Source organism: Kribbella polygonati (assembly GCF_050320105.1).
GTDB lineage: Bacteria > Actinomycetota > Actinomycetes > Propionibacteriales > Kribbellaceae > Kribbella.
In genome coordinates this window covers 2,751,221-2,776,560 of the sequence record NZ_CP190129.1, presented here as the reverse complement: position 1 = coordinate 2,776,560, position 25,340 = coordinate 2,751,221, and the positions used below count along the sequence as shown (strand labels likewise).

Annotated in this window: 26 protein-coding genes and 1 riboswitch; of the genes, 23 read left to right on the top strand and 3 right to left on the bottom strand. The window is 70.7% G+C overall.

Annotation, left to right across the window (positions count from 1 at the left end; all coding sequences use genetic code 11):
• Positions 1–12: 12 nt before the first annotated feature.
• The 10 genes from surE to ACQHIV_RS13275 all read left to right on the top strand — a co-directional run bounded on the left by surE (position 13) and on the right by ACQHIV_RS13275 (position 11,380).
• Entirely contained in the window at positions 13–768 is a 756-nt protein-coding gene (gene surE / locus ACQHIV_RS13320) for a 5'/3'-nucleotidase SurE (RefSeq protein ID WP_427894145.1), read from the top strand.
• A 7-nt stretch (positions 769–775) separates the two neighbouring features.
• On the top strand, positions 776–1,642 hold the full coding sequence (locus ACQHIV_RS13315; RefSeq protein WP_427894144.1) for an alpha/beta fold hydrolase: 867 nt from the start codon (positions 776–778) through the stop codon (positions 1,640–1,642).
• A riboswitch (cobalamin riboswitch) is annotated at positions 1,626–1,781 on the top strand. Its footprint overlaps the gene before it by 17 nt.
• 67 nt (positions 1,782–1,848) lie before the next feature.
• Positions 1,849–4,185, top strand: a complete 2,337-nt coding sequence (locus ACQHIV_RS13310; protein WP_427894142.1) for a magnesium chelatase subunit D family protein — start codon at positions 1,849–1,851, stop codon at positions 4,183–4,185.
• Between the two features lies 1 nt (position 4,186).
• Entirely contained in the window at positions 4,187–4,801 is a 615-nt protein-coding gene (cobO, locus tag ACQHIV_RS13305) for a cob(I)yrinic acid a,c-diamide adenosyltransferase (protein WP_427894140.1), read from the top strand.
• Positions 4,795–6,156 (top strand): cobyrinate a,c-diamide synthase, encoded by a 1,362-nt coding sequence (locus ACQHIV_RS13300; protein ID WP_427894138.1) that lies wholly within the window; start codon positions 4,795–4,797, stop codon positions 6,154–6,156. Before cobO ends, ACQHIV_RS13300 begins: the two co-directional genes overlap by 7 nt.
• On the top strand, positions 6,153–7,505 hold the full coding sequence (gene bluB / locus ACQHIV_RS13295; RefSeq protein ID WP_427894136.1) for a 5,6-dimethylbenzimidazole synthase: 1,353 nt from the start codon (positions 6,153–6,155) through the stop codon (positions 7,503–7,505). Before ACQHIV_RS13300 ends, bluB begins: the two co-directional genes overlap by 4 nt.
• A 111-nt stretch (positions 7,506–7,616) precedes the next feature.
• Positions 7,617–8,756, top strand: a complete 1,140-nt coding sequence (locus tag ACQHIV_RS13290; RefSeq protein WP_427894134.1) for a LolA family protein — start codon at positions 7,617–7,619, stop codon at positions 8,754–8,756.
• 2 nt (positions 8,757–8,758) lie between these two features.
• Positions 8,759–9,697, top strand: a complete 939-nt coding sequence (locus ACQHIV_RS13285; RefSeq protein WP_427894132.1) for an ATP-binding cassette domain-containing protein — start codon at positions 8,759–8,761, stop codon at positions 9,695–9,697.
• Positions 9,684–10,547, top strand: a complete 864-nt coding sequence (locus ACQHIV_RS13280) for an ABC transporter permease (RefSeq protein WP_427894130.1) — start codon at positions 9,684–9,686, stop codon at positions 10,545–10,547. The genes ACQHIV_RS13285 and ACQHIV_RS13280 overlap by 14 nt, the downstream gene beginning before the upstream one ends.
• A 5-nt stretch (positions 10,548–10,552) precedes the next feature.
• Positions 10,553–11,380, top strand: coding sequence for a putative RNA methyltransferase (locus ACQHIV_RS13275; RefSeq protein WP_427894129.1), 828 nt, complete (start codon positions 10,553–10,555; stop codon positions 11,378–11,380).
• 1 nt (position 11,381) lies between these two features.
• On the opposite strand, the gene ACQHIV_RS13270 is transcribed toward ACQHIV_RS13275, so the two are convergent.
• Complete coding sequence (locus ACQHIV_RS13270) at positions 11,382–12,050, bottom strand: FMN-dependent NADH-azoreductase (RefSeq protein ID WP_427894128.1); 669 nt, start codon at positions 12,048–12,050, stop codon at positions 11,382–11,384.
• Positions 12,051–12,172: 122 nt separating this feature from the next.
• On the opposite strand from ACQHIV_RS13270, the gene ACQHIV_RS13265 reads away from it, so the two are divergent.
• Entirely contained in the window at positions 12,173–12,721 is a 549-nt protein-coding gene (locus ACQHIV_RS13265; RefSeq protein WP_427894126.1) for a MarR family winged helix-turn-helix transcriptional regulator, read from the top strand.
• On the opposite strand, the gene ACQHIV_RS13260 is transcribed toward ACQHIV_RS13265, so the two are convergent.
• Together ACQHIV_RS13260 and ACQHIV_RS13255 are read right to left on the bottom strand one after the other, a co-directional pair.
• Entirely contained in the window at positions 12,718–13,368 is a 651-nt protein-coding gene (locus ACQHIV_RS13260; protein WP_380195975.1) for a response regulator, read from the bottom strand. The two genes, ACQHIV_RS13265 and ACQHIV_RS13260, sit on opposite strands and share 4 nt — an antisense overlap.
• Before the next feature lies 1 nt (position 13,369).
• The gene (locus tag ACQHIV_RS13255) at positions 13,370–14,662 is read right to left on the bottom strand and encodes a sensor histidine kinase (protein ID WP_427894124.1); all 1,293 of its coding nucleotides are present in this window, start codon (positions 14,660–14,662) and stop codon (positions 13,370–13,372) included.
• Positions 14,663–15,025: 363 nt separating this feature from the next.
• On the opposite strand from ACQHIV_RS13255, the gene ACQHIV_RS13250 reads away from it, so the two are divergent.
• The 12 genes from ACQHIV_RS13250 to ACQHIV_RS13195 all read left to right on the top strand — a co-directional run bounded on the left by ACQHIV_RS13250 (position 15,026) and on the right by ACQHIV_RS13195 (position 25,261).
• Positions 15,026–16,051: an ABC transporter substrate-binding protein gene (locus ACQHIV_RS13250; protein ID WP_427894122.1), complete on the top strand. Its 1,026-nt coding sequence runs from the start codon at positions 15,026–15,028 to the stop codon at positions 16,049–16,051.
• A gap of 21 nt (positions 16,052–16,072) precedes the next feature.
• Entirely contained in the window at positions 16,073–16,852 is a 780-nt protein-coding gene (locus tag ACQHIV_RS13245; RefSeq protein WP_427894121.1) for an ABC transporter ATP-binding protein, read from the top strand.
• Positions 16,849–17,631 (top strand): ABC transporter permease, encoded by a 783-nt coding sequence (locus tag ACQHIV_RS13240; protein ID WP_427894119.1) that lies wholly within the window; start codon positions 16,849–16,851, stop codon positions 17,629–17,631. Before ACQHIV_RS13245 ends, ACQHIV_RS13240 begins: the two co-directional genes overlap by 4 nt.
• Positions 17,628–18,716: an Ldh family oxidoreductase gene (locus ACQHIV_RS13235; protein WP_427894117.1), complete on the top strand. Its 1,089-nt coding sequence runs from the start codon at positions 17,628–17,630 to the stop codon at positions 18,714–18,716. The genes ACQHIV_RS13240 and ACQHIV_RS13235 overlap by 4 nt, the downstream gene beginning before the upstream one ends.
• The gene (locus ACQHIV_RS13230; protein WP_427894115.1) at positions 18,716–19,111 is read left to right on the top strand and encodes a RidA family protein; all 396 of its coding nucleotides are present in this window, start codon (positions 18,716–18,718) and stop codon (positions 19,109–19,111) included. Before ACQHIV_RS13235 ends, ACQHIV_RS13230 begins: the two co-directional genes overlap by 1 nt.
• Positions 19,112–19,150: 39 nt before the next feature.
• A complete protein-coding gene (locus ACQHIV_RS13225) occupies positions 19,151–19,984 on the top strand; it encodes a fumarylacetoacetate hydrolase family protein (protein ID WP_427894113.1) in 834 nt (277 codons plus the stop codon).
• Positions 19,981–20,679 (top strand): GntR family transcriptional regulator, encoded by a 699-nt coding sequence (locus ACQHIV_RS13220; protein ID WP_427894111.1) that lies wholly within the window; start codon positions 19,981–19,983, stop codon positions 20,677–20,679. The genes ACQHIV_RS13225 and ACQHIV_RS13220 overlap by 4 nt, the downstream gene beginning before the upstream one ends.
• Positions 20,676–21,401, top strand: a complete 726-nt coding sequence (locus ACQHIV_RS13215) for an SDR family NAD(P)-dependent oxidoreductase (RefSeq protein WP_427894109.1) — start codon at positions 20,676–20,678, stop codon at positions 21,399–21,401. The genes ACQHIV_RS13220 and ACQHIV_RS13215 overlap by 4 nt, the downstream gene beginning before the upstream one ends.
• 4 nt (positions 21,402–21,405) lie before the next feature.
• Positions 21,406–22,965 (top strand): FAD-dependent monooxygenase, encoded by a 1,560-nt coding sequence (locus ACQHIV_RS13210; protein WP_427894107.1) that lies wholly within the window; start codon positions 21,406–21,408, stop codon positions 22,963–22,965.
• A complete protein-coding gene (locus ACQHIV_RS13205; protein WP_380195993.1) occupies positions 22,962–23,351 on the top strand; it encodes a cupin domain-containing protein in 390 nt (129 codons plus the stop codon). The genes ACQHIV_RS13210 and ACQHIV_RS13205 overlap by 4 nt, the downstream gene beginning before the upstream one ends.
• Position 23,352: 1 nt before the next feature.
• Positions 23,353–24,252 (top strand): amidohydrolase family protein, encoded by a 900-nt coding sequence (locus tag ACQHIV_RS13200; protein ID WP_427894105.1) that lies wholly within the window; start codon positions 23,353–23,355, stop codon positions 24,250–24,252.
• A 64-nt stretch (positions 24,253–24,316) separates the two neighbouring features.
• Positions 24,317–25,261 (top strand): alcohol dehydrogenase catalytic domain-containing protein, encoded by a 945-nt coding sequence (locus tag ACQHIV_RS13195; protein ID WP_427894103.1) that lies wholly within the window; start codon positions 24,317–24,319, stop codon positions 25,259–25,261.
• Positions 25,262–25,340: the final 79 nt, after the last annotated feature.

The following is a 25,340-nucleotide window of genomic DNA, read 5'->3' as shown; positions in this document are numbered from 1 at the left end:
TTGGGTGAACGTATGCCTCGAGTGCTCATCACCAACGACGACGGTTACCTCGCCCCTGGGATTCGAGCGCTCGCGCCGGCGATCGCCGCGCTCGGGTACGACGTCCAGGTGGTCGCGCCGCTGCTGGACGAGAGCGGCGTCGGCTCGGCCCGCCCCGGGATGGTCGGCCGGCCGATCCGGACCGTGTCCGACGAGGAGAACGGTGTCACGTACGTCGGCATCGAGGGGACGCCCGCGGGCGCGGTCGCGCTGGCGTGCCTCGGCGCGCTCGGGCCGGCGCCCGACCTGGTGCTGTCCGGGATCAACTGCGGGCTGAACATCGGCGTCTCGATCTTCCACTCCGGCACCGTCGCGGCGGCACTCACCGCGTCCGGCTACGGTACGTCGGCGGTTGCCGTCAGCCTCGACTCGGACGACCCGCGGTACTGGCCGACGGCCGCGACCGTCGCGGGCGAGGCGCTCGGCTGGATCGAGTCCGAGCCGGCCGGTACGGTCCTGACGATCAACGTGCCGGACCGCCCGCTGGAGCAGCTGGCCGGCGTACGGCACGCGTCGCTCGGCCCGGCGAAACGCTCCCGTCTGGTCGGCACCACCGCCCCCACCGGCGAGCCGATGATCGCGCTCGAACCGCCCCGCCCGAACCCGATCCCCGGCACCGACGAGGCCCTGCTGGCCGCGGGATTCGTCACCGTCACCCCGATCGTCGGCATCCGCGAGGTCCGCGACGACACCGCCGCCACCGCCCTCGCCAAACGCCTCACCCGGTGAGGCACGGATGAAGCTCAGCACCGCGGAGTACGGCGCCCCGGACGCCCCGCCGCTGCTCTTCGTCCACGGCCACGGCGGCGGCTACCACTACCAGCGCTGCCAGGCCGACCTGCTCGCGCACGAGCTGCGGCTGATCGCGCCGGACCAGCGCGGCGTACTGCGGACCCCGCTGCCGCCCGGCGAGACCGTGAGCCTCGACCTGCTGATCGCGGACTTCGAGGAGCTGCGCGCCGAGCTGGGGATCGAACGCTGGACGATCCTCGGTCACTCGGCCGGCGGCAACTACGCGGTCGAGTACGCGATCCGGCACCCGGACGCGGTGAACGCGGTGATCTTCGACTGCCCGTGCTGGGACTTCGACGCGAACGACCGTCATCGGCTGCCGATCTTCGCCCGGTTGTACGACGAGCTCGGCGACACCGAGGCGGCGCGGCGGTGCCGCGAGCTGGCCGCCGTACCGCGCCGACTGACGCCGGCCGACGGCTCGGTCGAGCTGGCGTTCGGGCTGGGGGAGCGGTTCCAGGAGCTGTCGTTCCACGATCCGTCGCGGCGGGCCGAGTTCTTCGCGCTCGGCGAGCAGGGCGGGTTCAGCGACGAGGAATGGGCGCGCGGGAACAGCCACCTGGTCACGCTCGACGAGCTGTACACCTCGAAGCTCGACCGGCTCGCGCTGATGCCGCAGCCAAGTCTGCTGATCGAGGGCGTGGACGACCTGGCCACCGACCCCGTGTCCGTCCGGACCTATCGGGAGACGGTTCCGCGCGGGCGCACCGTCACGTTCGAGCGGTCCGGACACTTCCCGCACTTCGAAGAAGCGGTTCGGTACGCCGCGGTGGTGCGGGCCTTTGTCCTGGAGGTCACACAGCGCGGGTGACAGCTCCGTGGCATGATCGGGGCGACGGTTGTGGAGGAACACCGGTGTGAGTCCGGGGCGGTCCCGCCACTGTGACCAGGTCTGCGCGGTTTCGACAGCGCCTGGAAGCCAGGACATCCGCTGCCGTCCGCCGGACCCGCACGTGCGGTCCCGGCGTACCAGCCGTAGCGGGCGTGGACACCCGCTCGACGAAAGGGCGACCGCCGATGCGGGCTGCAGTGCCGAATTCCTTCCCCTTCACCGCGGTCGTCGGAATGGACGAACTCCAGCTCGCGCTGGTGCTGGCTGCGATCTCGCCGGCGATCGGCGGAGTGCTGATCCGCGGCGAGAAGGGTACGGCGAAGTCGACCGCGGTACGGGCGCTGACGGAGATCCTCCCGCCGGTGGACGTCGTACCTGGGTGCCGCTTCTCGTGCGACCCGGAGCGGCCGGATCCCACCTGCCCCGATGGCCCCCACGCGGGGGCGTCCGCCGGCGTGCAGGAGTCGGGCGGCTCCGCGATCGCTGAGCGCGCCGCGGGTGGGCGGGTTGTGCGTCCCGCGCGGTTGGTGGAGTTGCCGGTCGGGGCCACCGAGGACCGGGTGCTCGGGTCGTTGCACCTGGAGAAGGCGCTGGCGGAAGGTGTTACGGCGTACGAGCCTGGGTTGCTGGCGGCCGCACACCGTGGGCTGCTGTACGTCGACGAGGTCAACCTGCTGCACGACCACCTGGTCGACGTACTGCTGGACGCCGCCGCGATGGGGCGGGCGACCGTGGAGCGGGACGGGGTGTCGGTGACGCATCCGGCGCGGTTCGTGCTGGTCGGGACGATGAACCCGGAGGAGGGCGAGCTGCGGCCGCAGCTGCTCGACCGGTTCGGGCTGACCGTGGACGTGGTCGCGAGCCGGGATCCGGCGGTACGGGTCGAGGTGATGCGGGCGCGGCTCGGGTACGAGGCGGACCCGGACGGGTTCGTGGCGCGGTACGACGGGGCGCAGCGGGAGCTCGCGGAGCGGATCGTGAAGGCGCGGGACCTGCTGTCCGAGGTGATCCTGACCGACGCGGCGCTGCGGCAGATCGCGGAGATCTGCGCGTCGTTCGACGTGGACGGGATGCGCGCGGATCTCGTCACCGCGCGTACGGCGGTGGCGCACGCGGCCTGGTCTGGTCGTACGGTCGTCGAGGTCGAGGACGTCCGCGCCGCCGCCAGACTCGCCCTCCCACACCGCCGCCGCCGAAACCCCTTCGACACCCCCGGCCTCGACCACGACCAACTGGAAGAAGCCATCAACAACAGCACCCCACCCGAGGAAGACCCCGACGGCCCGCCCGACCCCGACGGCCCACACGGCCCACACGGCCCCGACGGGCCTGGCGGACCTGGCGGGCCTGGCGGTCCCGGCCAGGATGCGCAGGCCGGCGACGCCGGCCCGAACACAACGGCCGACGACCGCGCGCAGCGCGACGCGGCCGCGGGGCCGAACAACCGCGCGGCGGACGCCGGCGCGCCCACGGGGCGTGGGGCGGCGGGCGAGACTGCCGAGCTGGGCGCGCGCGACCGCGCGGCGGACGACGGCGCGCCAGCGGGGCGTGGGACGGCGGGGCGTGGGACGGCAGGGCGTGGGACGGCAGGGCGTGGGACGGCAGGGCGTGGGACGGCAGAGCGGGGGACGGCAGAGCGGGGGACGGCAGGGAGCGGGCCGGCGGACGGCGATGCGGCCGGCGGGGCGGATGAGGGTGAGGTTGTCGGGAGCGCGGCGCCGTACAAGGCTCGGTTGTTGAGGGTTTCTGCTGCTGGGGCCGGGGTGGCTGGGCGGCGGTCTCGGGCCTTGACCGAGGTGGGGCGGGTTGTGGGGGAGCGGGCGCGGGTCGGGCGGGAGGCGGGGCGGCCGCATGTGTTGGGCACGGTGCGGAGTGCGGCGCCGTACCAGAAAGTTCGTGGCCGGACCGGGCCCGGGCTGATGGTGCGGGCGGACGACGTACGGCTCGCCGTCCGCGAAGGACGCGAAGGCAACCTCGTACTGTTCTGCGTCGACGCGTCCGGTTCGATGGGAACGAAGAAGCGCATGGTCGAGGTGAAGACCGCGATCGTCTCGCTCCTGCTGGACGCGTATCAGCGCCGCGACACCGTCGGTCTCGTCACCTTCGCCGGCCCCGCCGCCACCGTGGCACTCCCGCCGACAGGCAGCGTCGAGACCGCCGTACGGCGCCTCGAGACCCTCCCCACCGGCGGCCGGACCCCGCTCGCCGAAGGCCTCCTGCGGGCCGCCGACGTGCTGCGGATCGCCGCCGTCCGCGACCCCCGACGGCGCCCGCTCCTGGTGCTCGTCACCGACGGCCGCGCGACGTACGGCGACCATGCGTTCGCCCGCGCCCGCCAGGCGGCCGGCCAGCTCGCCCAGCGCGGGATCGCCACCGTCGTGGTCGACTGCGAACCGCGCCGCGGCGTCCGGCTCGGCCTGGCCGCGGAGCTGGCCGCCGACCTCGGCGCGGAGTACCTCGACCTCGGGGACGTTGCCGCCGGCAACCTCATCCGGACGGTCACCGAGCGGAAGGCGGCCTGAGATGCCGAAGGGACAGCCGGCCGCCGTACCGGACGACGGCCTCACCACCCGGCAGCGCCGCAACCGCCCGCTGCTGATGGTGCACACCGGCGAGATGAAGGGGAAGTCGACCGCCGCGTTCGGGATGGCGCTGCGGGCCTGGAACCAGGGCTGGAACATCGGGGTCTTCCAGTTCGTGAAGAGCGCGAAGTGGAAGGTCGGCGAGGAGACCGCGTTCAAGGCGCTCGGCGAACTGCACGAGTCGACCGGGCAGGGCGGGCCGGTCGAGTGGCACAAGATGGGCGAGGGCTGGAGCTGGTCGCGCAAGGCCGGCACCGAGGAGGACCACGCCGCCGACGCGCTCGAGGGCTGGCGCGAGATCCAGCGCCGGCTGGCCGCGGAGACGCACGACCTGTACGTGCTGGACGAGTTCACGTACCCGATGAAGTGGGGCTGGATCGACGTCGACGAGGTCGTCGGCACGCTGACCGCGCGGCCGGGACACCAGTACGTCGTGATCACCGGCCGGGACGCGCATCCGACGCTGCTCGCGGCCGCGGATCTCGCCGCCGAGATGACGAAGCTGAAGCACCCGATGGACACCGGCCAGAAGGGCCAGAAGGGCATCGAGTGGTGATCCCGCGGGTGGTGGTCGCCGCGCCGTCGTCGGGCGCCGGGAAGACGACGGTCGCGGTCGGCTTGATGGCGGCGCTGCGGCGGGCCGGGCTGGTGGTGGCCGGGTTCAAGGTCGGGCCGGACTACATCGATCCCGGCTTCCATGCGCTCGCCACCGGGCGGCCGGGGCGGAACCTCGATCCGATGCTGTCGGGGGAGGAGCGCATTGCGCCGCTGTTCGCGCATGGCTCGGCCGGTGCGGACCTGGCGGTCGTCGAGGGCGTGATGGGGCTGTACGACGGTACGCTCGGGACGGACGGTTTCTCGTCCACCGCGCATGTCGCGAAGCTCCTCCAGGCGCCGGTGATCCTGGTGGTGGACGCGTCGGCGGCCGGGCGCAGCGTCGGGGCGGTGGTGCAGGGGTTTGTTGCCTACGACACCGAAGTACGCATCGTCGGCGTCATCCTCAACAAGGTCGGCTCCGACCGCCACGAGGCCGAAGTACGCGCCGGTGTCGCACCCACCGGCGTACCTGTCCTGGGCGTCCTGCGCCGGGACACGCGTCTGACCGTCCCCAGCCGCCACCTGGGCCTGATCCCCGCCACCGAACAACAGACCCAAGCCCGGGACGCGGTAGCCGCCGCAGCAGAACTGGTCCACCAAGGCGTAGACCTCCAAGCTGTAGCAGCAGCCGCCCATGCAGCCCCTCAGCAACAAGCCACCCCGTGGAACCCACCAACCACAGTTCCGGGCCGACGTCCGGTGATTGCTGTCGCGGGTGGTCCGGTCTTCTCCTTCCACTACACCGAGACGACCGAGCTCCTGACCGCGGCAGGCGCCGAGGTGGTGACCTTCGACCCGCTGGTGGACAAGTTGCCGGAAGCAACCGCCGGACTGTACCTGGGCGGCGGTTTCCCCGAACTGCACGCCGAGTCCCTGGCCGCGAACGTCGGGCTCCGTGAGCAGGTGGCGACCGCGGTGACGGACGGGCTTCCGGTGATCGCGGAGTGCGCCGGGTTGCTGTACCTCTGCCGCGAACTCGACGGCCACGAGATGACCGGCGTACTCCCCGCAACCGCGACCATGACGCCCCGGCTCACCCTCGGCTACCGTACGGCGGTCGCCGCCACCACGACCGCGTTCTTCGACGAGGGCCGCCGGGTCCGCGGCCACGAGTTCCACCGCACCGCGATCACGCTCGACACGAACCGCGGCGACCGGCCGCCGGTCGACGTACGGCCCGCCTGGCACCTTCCCGGCGGCGTGGAAGGCCTCACGCGTCCGCACGTGCACGCGTCGTACCTGCACCTGCACTGGACCGCCACCCCGGACGTCCCGGCCCGCTTCGTCGCCGCCGCCCGCGAGTACGCCGGATGAGCCTCGTCGTCGGAGTGGGCCTCCGATCCGGTACGCCGTACGCCGAACTCGCCGCCGCCGTCGAAGCCGCCGTCCAGGACCTCCCCGGGGAGATCCGCCTGCTCGTCACCCTGACCGGCCGCGAATCCGAACCCGCCCTCCAGCAACTGGCGAACGACCTCCACGTGGAGCTGCGCACCTTCACTGCGGCCGAGCTCTCCAGCCAGCCCGCCCCGACTCCCAGCCGCCAGGTCGCCGACCTGAAGAACACCCCCAGCGTCGCCGAAGCCGCAGTACTGGCCACCGGCGCCGAACTCCTGCTCCCGAAGCAAAAGACCCACAACACAACGGTCTCGGTAGGTCGTCGCGCTCCGGCCGGCGGTTACGAGAAGCAGGACCGCGAGGTCGTTCAGCGGGTGATCGCGGAGCGTCGGGACGTACGACGGGGATTCCTGGACGTGCCGATCGACGTGGACGCACTCATGCGCGTGCTGGAGGCAGCGCATCGGGCGCCGAGTGTGGGGCTCAGCCAGCCGTGGGACTTTCTGCTGATCCGCGACGTCGCGACCCGGCGGAAGGTGCACGAGCTGGCGGCCCGGCAACGCGACGCGTTCGCGCGATCCCTTCCGGAGCAGCGTCGGCAGAAGTTCGATGGCCTGAAGATCGAGGCGATCCTCGACACCCCGCTGAACATCGCGGTCACCTGCGACCCGGGCCGCGGCGGCCGGCACGTACTCGGCCGGCACGCCGACCCGCGCACCACCTGGTTCTCCGCCGCGATCGCGATCCAGAACCTCTGGCTCGCCGCCCGCGCGGAGGGCATCGGCGTCGGCTGGGTCTCGTTCTTCGGCCCGGACGAGGTCGCCGACGTACTGGGCCTCCCGCCCCACATCGAGCTGGTCGGCTACCTCTGCGTCGGGTACGTCGACCAGTTCGCCCCGGCGCCCGAACTGATCCGATTCGGCTGGGCCGAACGCCGCCCGCTCTCCTGGGCGATCCACCACGACACCTGGGGCCACCGCGACACCTCGATCGTCGACGACGCCGGCCACGCGGCCCGGAACGCCGTACGCGCAACCGGCCAACGCATCCACGTGATCATCGGCGGCGACCCCACAGACCTGCACCACCAGGAGTCCCTGGTCATCGATCTCGGACCCACCAGACCCGACCACGACTTCGGCGTCCTGTGGCGCCCCGCCCGCACCCCCGAGGAAGCCGAAGAATACGGCGTAGAGATCGCCCGCGACCTAGCCCTGCAAGGCGCCGGCCACCTCGACGTACAACTGGCGGCAGACGAGCCCAGGGCGAAAGCACTGGCCGAGGGGCTCAGAACAGGCGCGGCGGCGTGCGGTCTGACGTACTCCTGAGACGTTTCTGAGGCCGGCGTACTACCAGGGTCGTACATGGGTCTCACTCTTTCGGGTGAACCTGCCCCGAGGGGCCTTGGTTCCGTCGGCGGGCGGTGCGAGGCTGTATCCATGGGCGTAGCGCAGCGCAACAGACGATGGTTGGTTCCGGTCACGGCGGTCGCCGTGGTGGCGGGAGTGGGGGCACTTGGTCCGGTGGTCGCGGACGCCTCGCCGAAGCTGCCGAGTATCACCGCGCAGGATCTGCTCACCAAGGTGCAGACCGCGAAGGTGAACGGCCTGAGTGGCACGGTCAGTTCGACAGCGGATCTGGGCCTCCCGGCGATCCCGGGGATGGGCGGCCGCGGCAGCAGCCAGATCACCGAGATGCTCAGCGGGCAGCACACCGCGCGGGTCGCGTTCGCGACGCCGGACAAGGCCAGGGTGTCGGTGCTCGACAACCAGGCCGAGCGGGTCTGGACGACAGACGGCACGTCCGCCTGGGCGTACGACTCGGCCAAGCGTGAGGCGACCAAGCTGACGCTGCCCGCGCACCAGAACGGCAAGCCGGAGAAGACGCCCGAGAAGACGACACCGCAGAACTACAACCCGCAGGACGTGGCCAAGCAGTTCCTGGCCGCGATCGACCCGACCACCACGGTCCAGGTCAGCGGCACCGAGAAGGTCGCCGGCCGGGACGCGTACAAGCTGCGCCTGGTGCCGAAGACCGACAAGACGACGGTCGGCTCGGTGACGCTGGCGATCGACTCCAAGACGTGGGTCCCGCTGGACGTGACCGTGATGCCGCGCAGTGGTGGCAACCCGGCGGTCGAGCTGGGCTTCACCTCGGTCTCGTTCGACGTACCGTCCGCGAGCACGTTCACGTTCACCCCGCCGAAGGGTGTGAAGGTCACCGACGAGAAGGCGCCGGCCAAGGTTGCCCCGAACCAGATCGCGCCGAAGCAGGTCGAGCCGCCGCGGAAGGTGCTGCCGCGCAAGTCCGGTGCGCCGGCCGACAAGCCGACCGTGATCGGGACCGGCTGGGACAGCGTCGTGATGCTGAAGAGCGGCGCACAGACCGCCGGCCTGACCGGGAGCGGCCAGCTTGCGCAGCTGCTCGCGAAGGCGCCGACCGTGCAGGGCTCCTGGGGCAAGGGCAAGGTGCTGACCAGCAAGATGGTGAGCGTGCTGATCACCGATGACGGCCGGGTGTTCGCCGGTCTGGTCACTCCGGACACCCTGCAGGCAGCCGCGGCGAAGGCCCCGCGCTGAGCATGACGAGTGACGCGCCGGTCGTCACCCACGGGTTGACCAAGCGGTTCCACAGCGGCCAGGTCGCGGTGGACGCCGTCGACCTGGAGGTGCCGGCCGGCAGTGTGTTCGGCTTCCTCGGCCCGAACGGGTCGGGGAAGACCACCACGATCCGGATGCTGCTCGGCCTGATCGCGCCGACGTCCGGGTCGGTCGAGCTGCTCGGCGAGCCGATGCCGAAGGCGCACCTGCGGGTGCTGCCGCGGGTCGGCGCGCTGGTCGAGGGCCCGGCGTTCTACCCCTTCTGGACCGGTCAGGCGAACCTGCTGCGCTTCGACGCCGCGGACCGGACGGCAGACCCGAAGACCCGCAAGGCGCGCGCCGGGGAGGCGCTGGAGCGGGTCGGTCTGTCGAACGCGGCCGGCAAGAAGGTGCGCGCGTACTCGCTCGGCATGCGGCAGCGGCTGGCGATCGCGGTCGCGCTGATGCAGCGCCGCGAGCTGCTCGTGCTGGACGAGCCGACGAACGGCCTGGACCCGCAGGGCACCCGCGAGGTCCGGCACCTGATCCGCGAGCTGGCCCACGACGGTACGACGGTGTTCACGTCGACGCACTTGCTGGCCGAGGTCGAGCAGGTCTGTACGCACGCCGCGGTGATGAGCCGCGGCAAGCTGCTCCGCCAGTCCACCGTGGCCGATCTGCGCTCGGAGCTCCGTCCGCGGCTGGTGGTCCGTACGCCGGATCTCACCCAGGCGGCGGACACGCTGCAGGGTCTCGGCGTCACGGACCTGAAGACCACGGAGGAGACCGTCGAGGGCGACCCCGGCGAGCTCCCGGTCGAGAAGTTCGCGGCCGCGCTGGTCGCGGCCGACGTACGGATCCATGGCTTCGGCCTGGAACGCCCGAGCCTGGAGGACGCGTTCGTGGCACTCACGGGGGAGGGCTTCGATGTCGCCGAGTGAAGCGGTCGCGGAGACGGTCGTCGTGCAGCAGCCGAGCGCCGGGCGGCACACGCTCGCGTTGTTCCTGTCCGAGCTGCGGCTCGTGTTCGCCCGGACCCGTACGCAGGTCGGCCTCGGCGTGCTCGCCGCCGTGCCGCTGCTGGTCGGCATCGCGATCAAGATCGCCGACAACAACGGTGGCACGGACGGGTTCCTCGGGCAGATCGCCGGCAACGGGCTGTTCCTGATCGTCGGCAGCCTCGGGCTGTCGATGCCGTTCTTCCTGCCGACCGCGGTGACGGTCATCTCGGGGGAGTCGCTGGCCGGCGAGGCCAGCCTCGGCACCCTCCGCAACCTGCTGGTCGCACCGGCCGGGCGGTCCCGGCTGCTCGCCGCGAAGATGGTCGCGCTGATCGTGTTCTGTTTCGCGGCGACGATGACGATCTGGATCTCGGGCTTCATCGTCGGCTTCATCCTGTTCCCGGTCGGCGACGTGCTGCTGCTGTCCGGTTCGACGGTGTCGCTCGGCGACGGCCTGCTGCGGGCGCTCGGGATCGCGGTGGTGATCGCGCTGTCGCTGCTCGGACTGGCCGCGATCGGCCTGTTCGTGTCGTCGCTGACCTCGACACCGCTGGCCGCGATGGCGGCGACGTTCGGCACGTTCGTCATCCTCGGGATCCTGACCGCGATCCCGCAGCTGCACGCGATCCACCCGTGGCTGCTGATCTACCGCTGGCAGTCGTTCGCCGACCTGCTCCGAGATCCGCCGTACTACCACGACATCCTCCGCAACCTGCTGCTGCAGGCCGGATACGTCGTGGTCTTCTACGCGGCCGCCTGGGCGAGGATCACGAGCCGCGACATAACCTAGGGCGGGTGGAAGCAGACCTCGTCGCCGTACTGCGTTGCCCGGTCTGTGCGGAGTCGCTCGCGCTGGCCGACCGTACGGCGCGCTGCCCGCGCGGGCATGCGTACGACCTGGCCAAGCAGGGGTACCTGAACCTGTTGCCCGCGGCCTCGAACGGGATCGAGGGCGACTCGGCCGCGATGGTCGGCGCCCGGACGGTCTTCCTCGGCACTGGCCACTACGCGCCGATCCGGGACGCGCTGATCCTCGCGTCCGGGCTGGGCGACGACGACCTGGTGGTCGAGGTCGGCGCCGGTACGGCGTACTACCTGTCCGGCGTCCTCGGCCTGTCCGGGCGCCGGCGCGGCATCGCCCTGGACGTGTCGAAGTACGCCGCCCGCCGGGCCGCGAAGGTCGATCCGCGGATCGCGTCGGTGGTCTGCGACGCGTGGCGGGAGCTGCCGCTCGTCGACGGGTCCGCGCAGCTGCTGCTGAACGTGTTCGCGCCGCGCAACGCCCGCGAGATGGCGCGGGTCCTCGCGCCGGACGGCCGGCTGCTGGTGGTCACGCCGAACCAGCAGCATCTCGCCGAACTGGTCGACGTACTCGGAATGGTGAGCGTCGACCAGGACAAGGAACGCCGCCTGGAGGATTCACTGAGCGGCGAGTTCACCCGCGCCGGCAGCGAGGTGATCGAGGAGGTCATGTCGCTCGACCGGACGGCGGTGGAGCAGTTGGTACTGATGACGCCGAGCGCCCGGCACCTGAACTACCGCGAACTGCTGCAGCGGATCGCGGTCCTGCCGGAGCGCTCGGTCGTCACGTTGTCGGTGACACTGTCGACCTGGCAGCCGTAGCTCAGGCCGCGTTGCCGATCAGCTCGCGGGCCACGACCGTGCCGTGCTTGTCGGCCTCGACGTGGGCCTCGGCCTCGGAGACCTTGGAGGCGTCGATCAGCTCCTCCATGCCCGGGGTGACCGGGGCCAGGGTGAGCTCGGCGGCCGCGGTCCGGATGTTCATGCCGAACAGGTCACCGAAGATCCGCTCGAGGTACGGCGTGGCGTGGTCCCAGCCGTGCTTCGGCGTCCCCGGGGCGTAGCCGCCGCCTCGGGCCAGGGCGAAGATCGCCGGCCGTCCGGCCAGCGGGCGCGACCCGAAAGCGAGGTCCTTGTCGATCACCAGCACGTCGATCCAGGCCTTCACGTTCTGGGCGATGCCGTAGTTGTACAGCGGTACGGCGAGCAGGATCGCGTCGGCGTTCACGATCTCGGCCTTCAGCTCGTCGGCGATCGCGTGGGCATCCGCGAGCGGCATCCGGTCGGCGCCGGCCACTGGCTCCTGGCCCACCTGGGCCGCGGCCAGCGTCGGCCACAGAGTCGCGGACAGCGGGTGCTGACCGAGGTCACGCCGTACGACGACACCGTCCGGGTGCTCCGCCTTCCAGGCGGCCTCGGCGCTGTCCGCCAGCGCGCGGGACACCGAACCGTCCAGCCGGACGCTGGCGTCGACGCGTAGCAGGGTGCTCATAGGTTCTGTCTCCATCGAGTGTGAGGGGGGCTCGTTTGAGCTGCTTCGAAGATAATCTGTGAAGCAGAACATATTCAAGTCAGAACGTATTCCGAGTGGCCTACACCACGTACGATGGGGACATGTCCAGTACTTCGCCCGACGTCGCGGCCCGTGGTGCGCGAGGGATCGAGCCCCAGAGCGCCGGTGGAGCGCCGGTGGAGGCCGATCTCGGCTGGGCGCTGGGGGTCGTCTTCCGGCAGTACGCGAAGGCGTCCGCGGCGGCCCTGGAGGGCCTGCCCGGCGGCCCGCGCGGGTACCAGGTGCTGGCGACGACCAGTTCCGAGGGCCCGAAGCGGCAGCTGGACCTGGCCGCGCAGCTCGGCGTCGACCGGACAGTGATGACCTACCTGCTGGACGACCTGGAACAGGCCGGCCTGGTGCAGCGCCGCCCGGACCCGGCCGACCGGCGGGCGCGACTGATCGCACCGACCGAGCAGGGCTACGAGGTGATGTGCGACCTGGAGCGGCGGCTGCGTTCGACCGAGGACCAGATGCTCGGCATCCTGGACGAGTCCGAGCGCGCCAGCTTCCGGATGCTGCTGCAGCGGCTCGCGATGAAGGCCAACGCCATCGACCCGCTGCACAACGCCTGCACCCTGGCCGAGGCTGACGACCCCGCCAAAACCTAGTGGAGCGGGACGAAGCCTGACTCGTACGCGCGGATCACGGCCTGGGTGCGGTCCCGGGCGTTCAGCTTGGAGAGCACGTTCGCGACGTGCGTCTTGACGGTCTGCAGGCCGAGGATCAGCTCGGCGGCGATCTCGGCGTTCGACAGGCCGCGCGCCATCAGCCGCAGCACCTCCTGCTCGCGCTCGGTCAGCTGGTACTCGTCGAGCCCGGTCGGTGCCGGCGTACCCGCGTGGGCGAGGGCGAGCGCGCGGATCGCCTCCGGGAACAGCAACGACTCGCTGTGCGCGACCGTCCGGATCGCCGCGACGATGTCGTCCGGTGGCGTCCGCTTGAGCAGGAACCCGGACGCGCCCGCGCGGAGTGCGTCGTACACGTAGTCGTCGTTCTCGAACGTGGTGACCACCAGCACCCGCGGCGCCGGGTCGAGGCTGTCGAGCAGCAGCCGGGTCGCCTGGATGCCGTCCACCGCGGGCATCCGGACGTCCATCAGCACCACGTCGGCCCCGGTCCGGCGGACCAGCGGCAGCACCTCCGCGCCGTCGCCCGCCTCGCCGACAACCGTGAGGTCCGCCTCGGCGTTGATGATCGCGCGCAGCCCGCTGCGGATCAGGGGCTCGTCGTCGACGACGACCACGGACAGGTTCATCTCATCCCTTCGTCACGTTCACCGGCAGCCGTACGGCGAGCTTCCAGCCCGGGCCGTCGGGACGGCTGACCGGCCCGGCGTCGACGGTGCCGCGCAGTACGGCGACTCTTTCACGGATCCCGGCCAGGCCGCGGCCGCCGCCCGAATGGTCGGACCGCCCGCTGACCGGGTTCGCCACGATCAGCTCGAGCCCGGACCCGTCCAAGCAGATGGAGAGCTGTACGGCGAGCTCGCCGGCCGGGCGGCCCGCGTGCCGGATCGCGTTGGTCAGGCCCTCCTGGACGATCCGGTACGCCTCCCGCGAGACCGCCGCGGGCAGCTGCTCGAGGTCGCCGTGGTGCTCGACCTCGACCGCGATGCCGCCCGCCCGAGTCGCCTCGACCAGGCGGTCGAGGCCGCCGAGGGTGGCCTGCGGCGCCGTCCGGGACCCGGGGCGGCGGTCGTCGCGGAGCAGGCCGAGGACGTGGTCGAGGTCCGCCAGCGCTGCGCGCGCGGAGGTCTCCATCGCGGCGAGCGCGGTCTCGGCGAACTCCGGGTCGCTGGCCAGCACGCGCCGGGCGGCGGCCGCCTGGATGGTGACCAGGCTCAGCGCGTGCCCGACGCTGTCGTGCAGCTCGCGGGCCAGACGGTTGCGCTCGGCAAGCGTCGCGGTCTGCTTCTCCAGCAGCTCGATCCGCTCCGCGGCCGTCGGGCCGAGGACACGCGGCGCCAGGTACGCCAGCAGCGCGCCGACCGCGGCCGACAGCAGGAACAGGCCGGCGAGCCCGCCGATCGCGGACGCCGGCATCCACAGGTCGGTCCAGTTGCCACGGATCTGGTACGTCCACCCCGGTACGACGTCGTGCGGGCCGGCCGACCGGAACGGGGCCGCCAGCCAGATCGCCCCGAAGCCGAACACGATCGTGCTGAGGATGCCGATCGTGCCACCGGCCAGCAGGTGCAGGCAGAACCAGGCCGTCGTACGCCGGCGTTGCGCCCAGGTCCGGGCCGGCCCGAGCGGCCGCTCCTCGAACCGCACCGCGAGCAGCGACTCGACCGCGATGCCCTCGACCTCACGGACCGCGGGCAGCAGCCCGAGCACCAGCGGCGGCACCAGCCCGAGCACGACGTAGAGGGTGCCGGTGGCAACCTTCGGCAGCCCGAGATCGGACACCACCGCACCGAGCGCACTGTCGACCAGGATGAACGCCAGCACCAGCGCGGCACCGAGCAGCAGGTACACCCAGCGCAGGTACGTCGACGGACGCCACAGGCAACCGATCGCGTGCCACACCCGTCGCGCCGTCGTACTCACCGTCACATCGTGTCAAACCCAGGGGAGCGACACCTCCCTCCCCGGAGTGAGTAGGCGGGAAACCGGACGCCGGCGTGGGCTGGGTCACCCGGAAAGTTGAGGGTTTACCCAAATTTGACGCAATGCGGAGGGGTTCGGTCCTCGCGGGCGTCGCGATCTGCTGCCCAGGCAGGTACGGTCTGTGGTCGGGGCCGGGTGCCCGTCCGGCTACGGACAGGCATGGGGGAGCTCCAGGAACGGGTGGCCGGCAGGATGCGAGGACCCGGTGCGGCGGACGTTAAGTCCCCGTGAAGTCCCCGCGGACCGATTGACCACCTTTCTGCATTTGATGTTTGATCAAATATCGGGACGAGAGAGGTCGATATGAGGTTGAGGCGTTCCGTCATCGCCCTGATGGCGGTCCTGGGGCTCGCCGTGGTGAGCGCGTGTGGCGGCGGTGACGACAAGGCGTCGGGCGGCGGTGACGGTGGCCTGCAGAAGGTCAACTACCTGACGTCGTTCAACACCTTCGGTCGCGAGGCGTACGCGTACGTCGCGCTCGAGAAGGGCTACTTCAAGGACGCCGGGTTCGACGTCAAGATCACCCCCGGCAGCGGGACCGTGGACGTGATGAAGCTGGTGGCCGGCGGTCAGGCCGACTACGGCATCGGCGACTTCACCGCCTTCGCGATCACCCTGGCCAAGCAGAAGCTCCCGGTCACCTCCGTGGGCATGATCCACCAGCGGTCGATGGCCGCGATCATGTCGCTCGACGGCCTGGGCATCAACGGCCCGAAGGATCTGCCGGGCAAGACGATCGGCGACCAGCCGGGCTCGACCAACACGGTGATGTTCCCGGTCTACGCGAAGGCGGTCGGGATCGACCCGAAGACGGTCACGTTCCTGCCGTCGCCGCCGCCCGGGCTGCCGGCTCTGCTGGCGTCCGGCAAGGTGCAGGGCATCGGCCAGTTCGTGGTCGGCGAGCCGCTGATCGCGAAGGCCGACAACAAGCACCGCAAGGTGGTCACGCTGCCGTACGGGAAGTTCCTGCCGGAGCTGTACGGGAACACGATCATCACCCGGTCGGACCTGGCCAAGGACCACCCGGACCAGGTGAAGAAATTCACCACCGCCCTGCTGAAGGGCCTGCAGGACACCGTGAACGACCCGGCCGGGGCCGCCGCGACCCTGAAGAAGTACGTGCCGAACACCGATCTGGACGTTGCCACCAAGGAACTCGAGATCATGAAGTCGTACGTGAAGCCGGACGACTTCAAGGGTCCGCTCGGCGAGGTCACGCAGGACCGGGTGCAGACCATCATCTCGCAGCTCGCGGACGCGGGTGCGATCGGCAAGGGCTCGATCACGCCGGACGACATCGTGACGATGAACCTGGCCCCGAAGAGCTGACGACAGGAGTACTGGAACCGGATGATTCGCCTGGACGGTGTGGGGCAGGTCTTCGACGGACGTGAGGGCCGGGTGACCGCCCTGGAGGAGATCGACCTGCACGTTCGCGGCGGCGAGTTCGTCACGTTGATCGGCCGGTCCGGCTGTGGCAAGTCCACGCTGCTCCGGCTGATCGCGGGACTGCTGCCGCCGACGTCCGGTGCGGTCCAGGTGGCGGGGGAACCCGTCACCGGACCCCGCCGGGACGTCTCGTTCATGTTCCAGCGGCCGGCCCTGCTGCCGTGGCGGTCCGTGCTGTCGAACGTGATGCTGCCGGTCGAGATCGACCGGGGTGCCGGGACCAAGGCGGCGTACCTGAACCGGGCCCACGAGCTGCTCGAGCTGGTGGGCCTGCAGGGGTTCGAGCGGCGGCTGCCGCACGAGCTGTCCGGCGGCATGCAGCAGCGGGTGTCGCTGTGCCGGTCGCTGATCCGGGACCCGCAGGTGATGCTGATGGACGAGCCGTTCTCGGCGCTCGACGCGCTCACCCGGACCGAGCTGTCCGAGGAGCTGCAGCGGATCAAGATGGAACTGGCCACCACGATCGTGTTCGTCACGCACTCGATCGAGGAGGCCGTCGTACTCGCCGACCGGGTGGTGGTGCTGACGCCGCGGCCCGGCCGGATGCGGGAGGTCGTCGAGATCGGCATCCCGCGGCCGCGCAGCCTCGGCCAGAACGCGCACCTCACCGAGGTCGCGGAGATCTCCGGCCGGTTGCACGCGCTGCTGGCCGAAAAGGAAGTACAGGACGTGCGGCCGTGACGAACAGACGCTCCTGGCTGACCACCTCGCCGGTCTCGGCCGTCGTACTTCCGATCGTCGGGCTGCTGGCCGCGATCGGGCTCTGGTGGGGCGCGACGGTCGTGTTCGCGATCGAGCCGTTCCTGCTGCCGAGCCCGTGGGCGGTGCTGCAGAAGTTCTTCGAGCAGCCCGGACAGCTGCTGTCCGAGACCGGTACGTCGCTGGCCGAGACGATCGAGGGGTTCCTGCTGGCGATCGCGATCGGCGTACCGATCGCGCTGGTGATCGTCCGCTCGGTGATCCTCGAGCGGCTGGTGTACCCGCTGCTGCTGATGGTGAACGCGATCCCGAAGGTCGCGGTGGCGCCGCTGCTGGTGATCTGGATGGGCTTCGGGCAGTGGCCGAAGGTCGTGATGGTGCTGCTGCTGTGCTTCTTCCCGATCGTGATCTCGACCGCGGAGGGGATGAAGTCGACCCCGACCGAGCTGGTCGAGCTGATGCGGTCGCTGAACGCGAGCCGGGTGCAGGAGTTCTTCAAGCTCCGGCTGCGGTACGCGATGCCGCAGATCTTCACCGGGCTCAAGGTGGCGATCTCGCTCGCGGTGATCGGCTCGGTGATCTCGGAGTTCGTCGGCGCCACCAAGGGTCTCGGGTACGTCATCCAGCAGTCCGGCGCGAGCGCCGACACCACGCTGGCGTTCGCCGCCATCATGCTGCTGAGCGTGATGAGCATCGTCCTCTTCTACGGCCTCACCCTGCTGGAGCACATCCTGCTCCCCTGGGCACAGGAGAAGCGATGACCGCACAGGCTTCCGACGCGGATCGGCGCGTCCTGGTCCGGCCGGAGTGGCTGGAGGCGACCGTGGCGGCGGTGTTCACGGCGCTCGGGTTCGAGTCCGGGGACGCCGGCGACATCGCGTCCGCGCTGGTCGAGGCGGACCTGCGTGGCGTCAGTTCGCACGGCGTGATGCTGGTCCCGATGTACGTCGAACGGCTGAACGCCGGCGGTGTCACCCGGGAGCGCGAGCTCGACGTACTGTTCGACGCCGGGGCCGCGATGGTGGTGGACGCCCGCGGCGGCATGGGGCAGCTGACCAGCCCGCAGGCGATGAGCCACGCGGTCGAGCGCGCCGGGCGGTACGGGATCGGCATCGTGTCGGTGCGGAACGCGCACCACTTCGGGGCCGCGAGCCGCTGGGCGATGCAGGCCGGCGAGGCCGGGTGTATCGGTATCGCAATGTCGAACACGACCCCGCTGATGCCCGCACCGGGCGGCGCGGAACGGCTGGTCGGCAACAACCCGCTGGCGATCGCCGTACCGACCACGGCCGGCGTCGAGATCGTGCTGGACATGGCGCTGTCGGCGGTTGCCCTGGGCAAGATCCGGCTGGCCGCGTCGGCCGGGCGGACGATCCCGGACAGCTGGGCGACGGACCGCGACGGTACGCCGACCACCGACCCGGACGAGGCCGTCCTGGGCATGCTGTTGCCGGCCGCGGGCCACAAGGGCTTCGGGCTGGCGCTGATGATCGACGTGCTCACCGGCGTCCTCAGCGGCGGCGGCTGGGGCGACCAGGTCCGCCCGTTGTACCGCGAGCCGGACCGGCCGAACGACTGCGCGCACCTGTTCCTGGCGATCGACCCGGAACTGATGGGCGGCGTCGAGGACTTCAAACGCCGGTCGTCCGGACTGGCGGCGCGGGTCCGCGGCAGCGCGACCGCGCCTGGAGTGAACCGGCTGTACCTGCCGGGGGAGATAGAGGCCGAACGCGCCGGGCAGCAACGGCGCAACGGCGTACTGATCGAGAGGTCGGGACTCGACGGGCTGCTCGCCGCCGCGCGCGCGGTCGGTGCCGTCGTACCGGCGGGAGGGGTGCTGGACTGATGCCGAAGACACAGGTTTCCACCGCGGCGCTGCGGAGCCCGAACGGGGTGTTCTCGCAGGCCACGACGGTCGAGGCGACCGGGCGGCTGGTGTTCGTCTCCGGGATGACCGCGCGGACGCCGGACGGCGGGATCGCCGGCGTCGGGGACGTCCGGGAGCAGACCAGGCAGGTGTGCGAGAACGTGAAGGCGGCCGTCGAGGCGGCCGGCGGCACGCTCGCGGACGTCTGCCGGGTCGACGTGTATGTCCGCAACATGGAGGACTTCGCCAAGATCCACGAGGTCCGGGCGCAGTACTTCACCGAACCCTTGCCGGCCTCGACGATGGTCGAGGTCAGCAAGCTCGCCAATCCTGACTATCTGATCGAGATCTCCGCGATCGCGGTGGTCTCATGACCGGGGGTGATGTTGTGCGCGGCGTCGAGTGGACCTGAGATGAGATACGTGATGGTCGAGCACGCCGGGGCGGTCGTCCCCGGCGTGCTCGCCGAGAACTCCGTACAGTTGCTTGACGCAACGGATCTGACCGAGGTGATCGAGGGCCCGGCCGCGGTCGTGGGCGAGATCCCTTACCGGCAGGAGGATCTGCGGGCGCCGCTGCGACGGTTCCGGCGGGACATCCTGTGTACCGGCTGGAACTACTGGGACCACTTCGAGGAGAGCAAGGGCAAGCGCGAGGGCCAGGACGTGGACCGGCCGCTGCACCCGACGTTCTTCACCAAGGGCCCGGACGTGGTGATCGGGCCGTACGACGACATCGCCTGGGACCCGGCGATCTCCGCCAAGTGGGACTACGAGGCCGAGGTCGCGCTGGTGATCGGCAAGACCGGCAAGAACATCCCCGTGGCCGAGGCGCTCGACCATGTCTGGGGTTACACGCTCGCGAACGACGTGTCGCAGCGGGACCTGCAGCGCGCGCACGGCGGCCAGTGGCTGAAGGGCAAGAGCATCGACGACACGATGCCGCTCGGCCCGTGGATCGTCACCGCCGACGAGCTGGGCGACCCGCAGGACATCCACCTGCAGTGCCTGGTGAACGACGAGGTACGCCAGGACGCGTCGACGCGGCAGATGGCGTTCGACGTGGCCACGCTGATCAGTGAGCTGTCGTTCGGTATGACGCTGCGCCCGGGCGACCTGCTGCTCACGGGTACGCCCGCCGGCATCGGCAACGCCCGTGAGCCGCAGGTGTTCCTGCAGGACGGCGACGTGGTCGTCACGCGGTCCGACAAGCTGGGGGAGCTGCGCAACAAGGTGACACGAGGATGAGCGGGCCGTTGGAGCTGCTGCCGGGCGGCGGCAAGGGCGGTCGTCGTACCCTCGCCGAGCACGCGGCCGCGGAGCTGCACCAGCTGATCCTGTCCGGTGAGCTGCCCAGCGGTACGCCGTTGCGTCTGGTGGAGTTGGCCAGCCGGCTGGAGATGAGCCAGATGCCCGTACGCGAAGGCCTTCGCCGACTGGAGGCGCTGGGACTGGTGGAGATCATCCCGCACCGTGGCGCCTGGGTCCGTGACCTGTCGCTGTCGGATCTGCGGGACACGCACGAGACCCGGCTGGCGTTGGAGAGCCTCGCCGTACGGGCTGCTGCTTCTCGCTTCACCGAGGAGGACCTGTCGAAGGCGGCGGCCGCGCTGGCCGAGCACTTGCGGTTGTCGCGTGCCGAGGACTCGGCCGGTGCTCGTGATGCGCATGCGGACTTCCACTTCACCATCTACCGCGCCAGCGGGTCGCAGTGGTTGCCGCGGGCAATCGAGCCGGTGTGGCAGAACAGCGAGCGGTACCGGTTCGGGAGCCGTCCTACGGCGTTCTTGATCGAGAAGAGCCGTCAGGAGCACCAGGCGATCCTGGACGCGTGTGTGGCGCGTGACCCGGACGCGGCCGAGCTGGCGTTGCGCAGTCATCTGGCTGGTGCGTTCCAGCGGATCACCGAGACCATGACGTCGAAGCAGAAGGACACGCCATGAAGGCGAGCTTCGACGCGACCGGTGAGGTCGTACTGATCACCGGCGGCGCCCAGGGCATCGGTGCTGCGCTGGCCAAGGCCGTGAACGCTGCCGGCGGTACGGCGGTCGTGCTTGACGTCACCGCACCACCTGAGGGCGTGGCTTTCGTGCAGGTGGACGTTGCCGACCGGTCTGCAGTCGTGGCCGCCGTCGATGAGGTGCTGGAGCGGTACGGGCGGATCGACGGGCTCGTAGCCGGTGCGGCCGTGCAGCCGCGGTCGTCCGTGCTGGAGCTGGACGCGGCCGAATGGACCAGGACGCTGCAGGTGAACCTGGATGGCGTGGTGTGGGCCTGCCAGGCCGTCGTACCGCACATGGTGAAGCAGCAGGCCGGCTCGGTCGTGGTCTTCACGTCCGGGATGGCGTCCAGCGGGTACCCGGGCGCTGCGGCGTACGCGGCGAGCAAGGCGGCGCTGGTGGCGTTCGCGAAGACGCTGGCGGCGGAGGTGGCCGCGGACCGGGTCCGGGTGAACGTGGTCTCGCCGGGCGTGATCGACACCGAACAGTTCCGGGGAGCGAACGCCGGTGCGGACCGGGAGCACTGGCAGGACACCATAGGTATCGGCGACCCCGACGACGTGGTCGGTCCGCTGCTGTTCCTGCTGTCCGACGCGGCCGCGATGACCGGGTCGGCGCTGACCAGAGAACGTGCCTTTGCCAAGCTCAAGAGCTTTGTGGAGTGAATCTGTGACTGAACAGCTTCCCGTAGCGGTAGTAGGGGCCGGACCGATCGGTCTGACCACCGCGCTCGGTCTGCAGCACTACGGCATTCCGTACGTGCTGCTGGAGGAGGACGCCACCCTCTCCTCCGACACCAAGGCCGGTACGACGCTCAGCCGGACGCTGGAGATTTGGAACCGGTACGGCGCGGTCGACCGGATCCTCGGTGCCGCGCTGCGGATCGACGAGATCGGCGACATCGACCGGGCCACGAACACGCCGCGCGCCTCGGTGCAGCTGGCCGAGCTGGTGAACGACACCCAGTTCCCGTTCGTGATCAACCTGCCGCAGCAGAAGATGGAGCCCTTGCTCGCGGCGGCGCTGACGGAGCCGGTACGGACGCAGCACCGGATGACGTCCTTCGACATTCGCGACGACCGCGTCGTACTGCAGCTGGAGACGCCGGACGGGCCGCAGGAGCTGGAGGCGTCGTACCTGCTGGCCTGTGACGGCGGGCGGTCGCGGGTCCGGGACGCGCTGGGCGTGAAGGTCGTGGGGGAGACCCTGCCCGAGCGGTACATGCTGATCGACGTCGTGGTGGACCTGGACGTCGACAACGCCCGGGACTACCCGTACCTCGCGTACTTCGCGGACAAGTCCGAGTGGATGGTGCTGATCCGGCAGCCGGACAACTGGCGGTTCCTGTTCCCGCTGGCGGCGGGCGCCGACGCACCGGGCGACGAGGACCTGCTGGTGAAGGTGAAGCAGTTCATCGGCGAGGTGGACCGGATCGAGCTGATGGGCTCGGTCGTGTACAACGTGCACCACCGGGTCGCCGAGCAGTGGACCGCCGACCGCAAGGTGTTCCTGATGGGCGACGCGGCGCACCTGATCACGCCGATGTGGGCGCTCGGGCTGAACACCGGTGCGCTGGACGCGTCCAACCTGCCGTGGCGGCTGGCCTGGGTACTGCGCGGCTGGGCCTCTCCTGAGCTGTTGGACGGGTACGAGCAGGAGCAGCGGCCGGTCGCGATCGAGGGCTCGGGCGAGATGGCCGAGGCCGCCCGGAAGTACATGTCGTTCCAGCGCGGTGCGGTCACGGAGAACACCGGCTCGTGGGCCACGGCGTACAACCGGACGCTGTTGAGCGTGCGCCTCGACGTGGAGGGCGTGGGCGACTGGTCGATGGTGGCCACGTCCGCCGCGCCGCCCGCGGTCCGTGCGGGCGACAGGGCGCCGGACCTGGTGCTGCAGAGCCCCACGGGGCGTACGACGATCCACGACCTGTGCAAGGACTCGTTCGTGGCGCTGTACTTCACCGACGTACGCCGGCGCCCCGAGATCCCGGTCAACGGCTCGCCCGCGTTGCAGCACTACGCGGTGTCCCGGTGGGACGCGCCGCACGACTCCGGGCTGCGCGACCGGGCGTTGTTCGACCCGGGCAGTGTCGCCACCAACAGGTACGGCGTACCGCCGGAGAGCGTCGTACTGATCCGGCCGGACGGCCACATCGCCGCGGTGGCTCCGATGGGGCCTGGCGTGGCGGAGGACCTGTACAAGCACGTGACCGGCCGGGAGGTGCCATGAGTTTCGACGAACCGCTGCGGGAGATCTTGCTGCAAACGGACGACCTGGAGTGGGTGGAGAAGTCGCTGGACGGTCTTTCCCACAAGATGCTCTGGCGGGACCCGGAGACCGAGGCGTCGATCGCGCTTGTGCGGTTCGAGAAGGGCTCCGGCATCCCGTCGGAGCACAAGCACGCGTCGAACCAGTTCATGTTCTGCCTGTCCGGCCGGTACGTGTACCTGCCGACCGGGACGACCCTCACCAAGGGCAGCTTCTACTGGAACCCGAAGGGCGTCGTCCACGGACCGACGCGGGCGGAGGAGACCTCGGTGCTGCTCGAGGTGTACGACGGTCCGCACTACCCGGAGCGTCCGGACTTCTACGACAACGACGAGGACGCCCGCTGACATGGCCGGCTGGGACGTCCACACGCACCTGATCCCGCCGACGGTGCTGGCCGCGGCGCATCGGGGCGAGTTCGGGCTGTCCGTCGACAGCGGCTCGCTGGTCGTCGACGGCAGCCGCCTGCCACTGCGGCGGCTCGCCGACCCGGCGGCCCTGCTGCAGTGGATCGCCGCGCAGGACCTGGACGGCGCCGTGGTCTCGGTGCCGCCGCCGCTGTTCCGGTACGACGCGGGTCCCGAGTGGGCCGAGCTGGTGAACCAGGGCCTCCGGGAGCTCGCCACACCGCAGCTCCGCGTGCTGGCACACCTGCCGCTGCTCGACCCTGCCGCGCCTGGTGTCGCGGCGGGGCTTGCCGGTGAGGGCGTCTTCAGCGGCTTCGCCATCGGTACGGCGAGTTATGCGGGACTGGATCCGCTCTGGCGGGTGCTGGACGCCGCCGGGGCGTTCACGCTGATTCACCCGGGTGCCAGTGACGACAAGCGGCTTGATTCGTTTTACCTGTCGAACCTGTTGGGGAATCCGTACGAGACCGGAGTGGCGGCGGCTTCGCTCGTCTTCGCGGACGTGCCGGGGCGGTTTCCGGGGATCCGGTTCTGTCTGTGTCATGGGGGTGGTGTGACGGCGGCCGTCGCGGGACGGTGGCAGCGCGGGATCGACCAGGACCGGCCGGGGATCGAGCCGGTGTCCCTGCCGGTGGCCGACGCGCTGCGCCGGTTCTACGTCGACGATCTCGTGCACGACGACGCCGTACTGGAACTGCTGAACACGACGTTCGGTGCCGAGCGGGTGCTGGCCGGCAGCGACTGGCCGTTCCCGATGGGCAGCGACGAGGTGTCCACCGCGCGGGCCGCGACGGCCGAGGTGCTCACCCGGCCGCTCGCGACGGAGGTCTCCGCGGAGTGAGACGGGTTTTCGGTCTGGTCGGGGTTGTGATCAGATATCAAATCGTGGGGAACGGGGTAGCAGCGTGAGTACACGGGGGACTGTGCTGCACAGTCACGGACCGGGGGAGCAGTTGAAGGCCGACGAGGTCGAGCTGACCGCCGGTCCGGGTGAGACGCTGGTCGAGATGCGGCTGGCCGCGGTGACTCCGCTGGACCGGTCGACGCTCGCGGGCAAGCAGCCGTGCTCGCCGTTCGTCCCGGGCTCCGAGGGCACCGGCGTGGTGCTGAGTTCGGACGTGATGGCCGCCGGCGAGACGGTCGTGGTTCGCGGCGAGGGTGTCGGCGTGACGCGGAACGGCGTGTGGGGGCGGTACGCCGTCGTACCCAACGCCGCCGTCCACGCCGTGCCGTCGTCGCTGGAGCCGGCTGCGGCGCTCGCGTTGCTGACGCCCGTGTTGACGGCGCACACCGCGGTACGGCGGGTGGCCGACGTACAGCAGGGTGAGACGGTCGTCGTCACCGGTGTGACCGGGTTGATCGGGCGGATGTCTGCTGCGATCGCGCGGGCGGCCGGAGCGGCCCGGGTGATCGGGCTGGTGTCGCTGGACGATCCTGTGGACACTGTCGGCGGGCTGGTCGACAAGATCGTGCGTGTGGACGGGCTGGGGCAGGTGGGCCGGGAGTTGCCGTGGTGCGACGCGGTCGTCGACACTCTGGGCGGTCCGGTGACCGGTGGGGTGCTCGGCCACGTCTCACCGGGCGGACGGATCGCCGTCCTCGGGTACAAGGCCGGCGAGTTCACCACGATCGACCTGCACCAGTTGGTCGGCCGGGACCTGCGGCTGCTGCCGGTGAACCTGCAGCGCACCACGCTGGCCCCGGACGCGGTCGGCCAGGCGCTCGCGGACATCGCGTCGGTGCCGTGGCGGGCGGACTACGACGTCGTACCGGCGGACCGGGTCGGCGACGTACTGGAGCGGCCGGCGGGCCGGGTGCTGCTGGACCTGACCGGACTGTCGGTGGGCTAGACCACTTGTATTTACTGGGCAATCCGTCGTCGAACGCCGCCAGAAACCCGGTGGGCGGCTACCGTACCCTCCAGAGCTG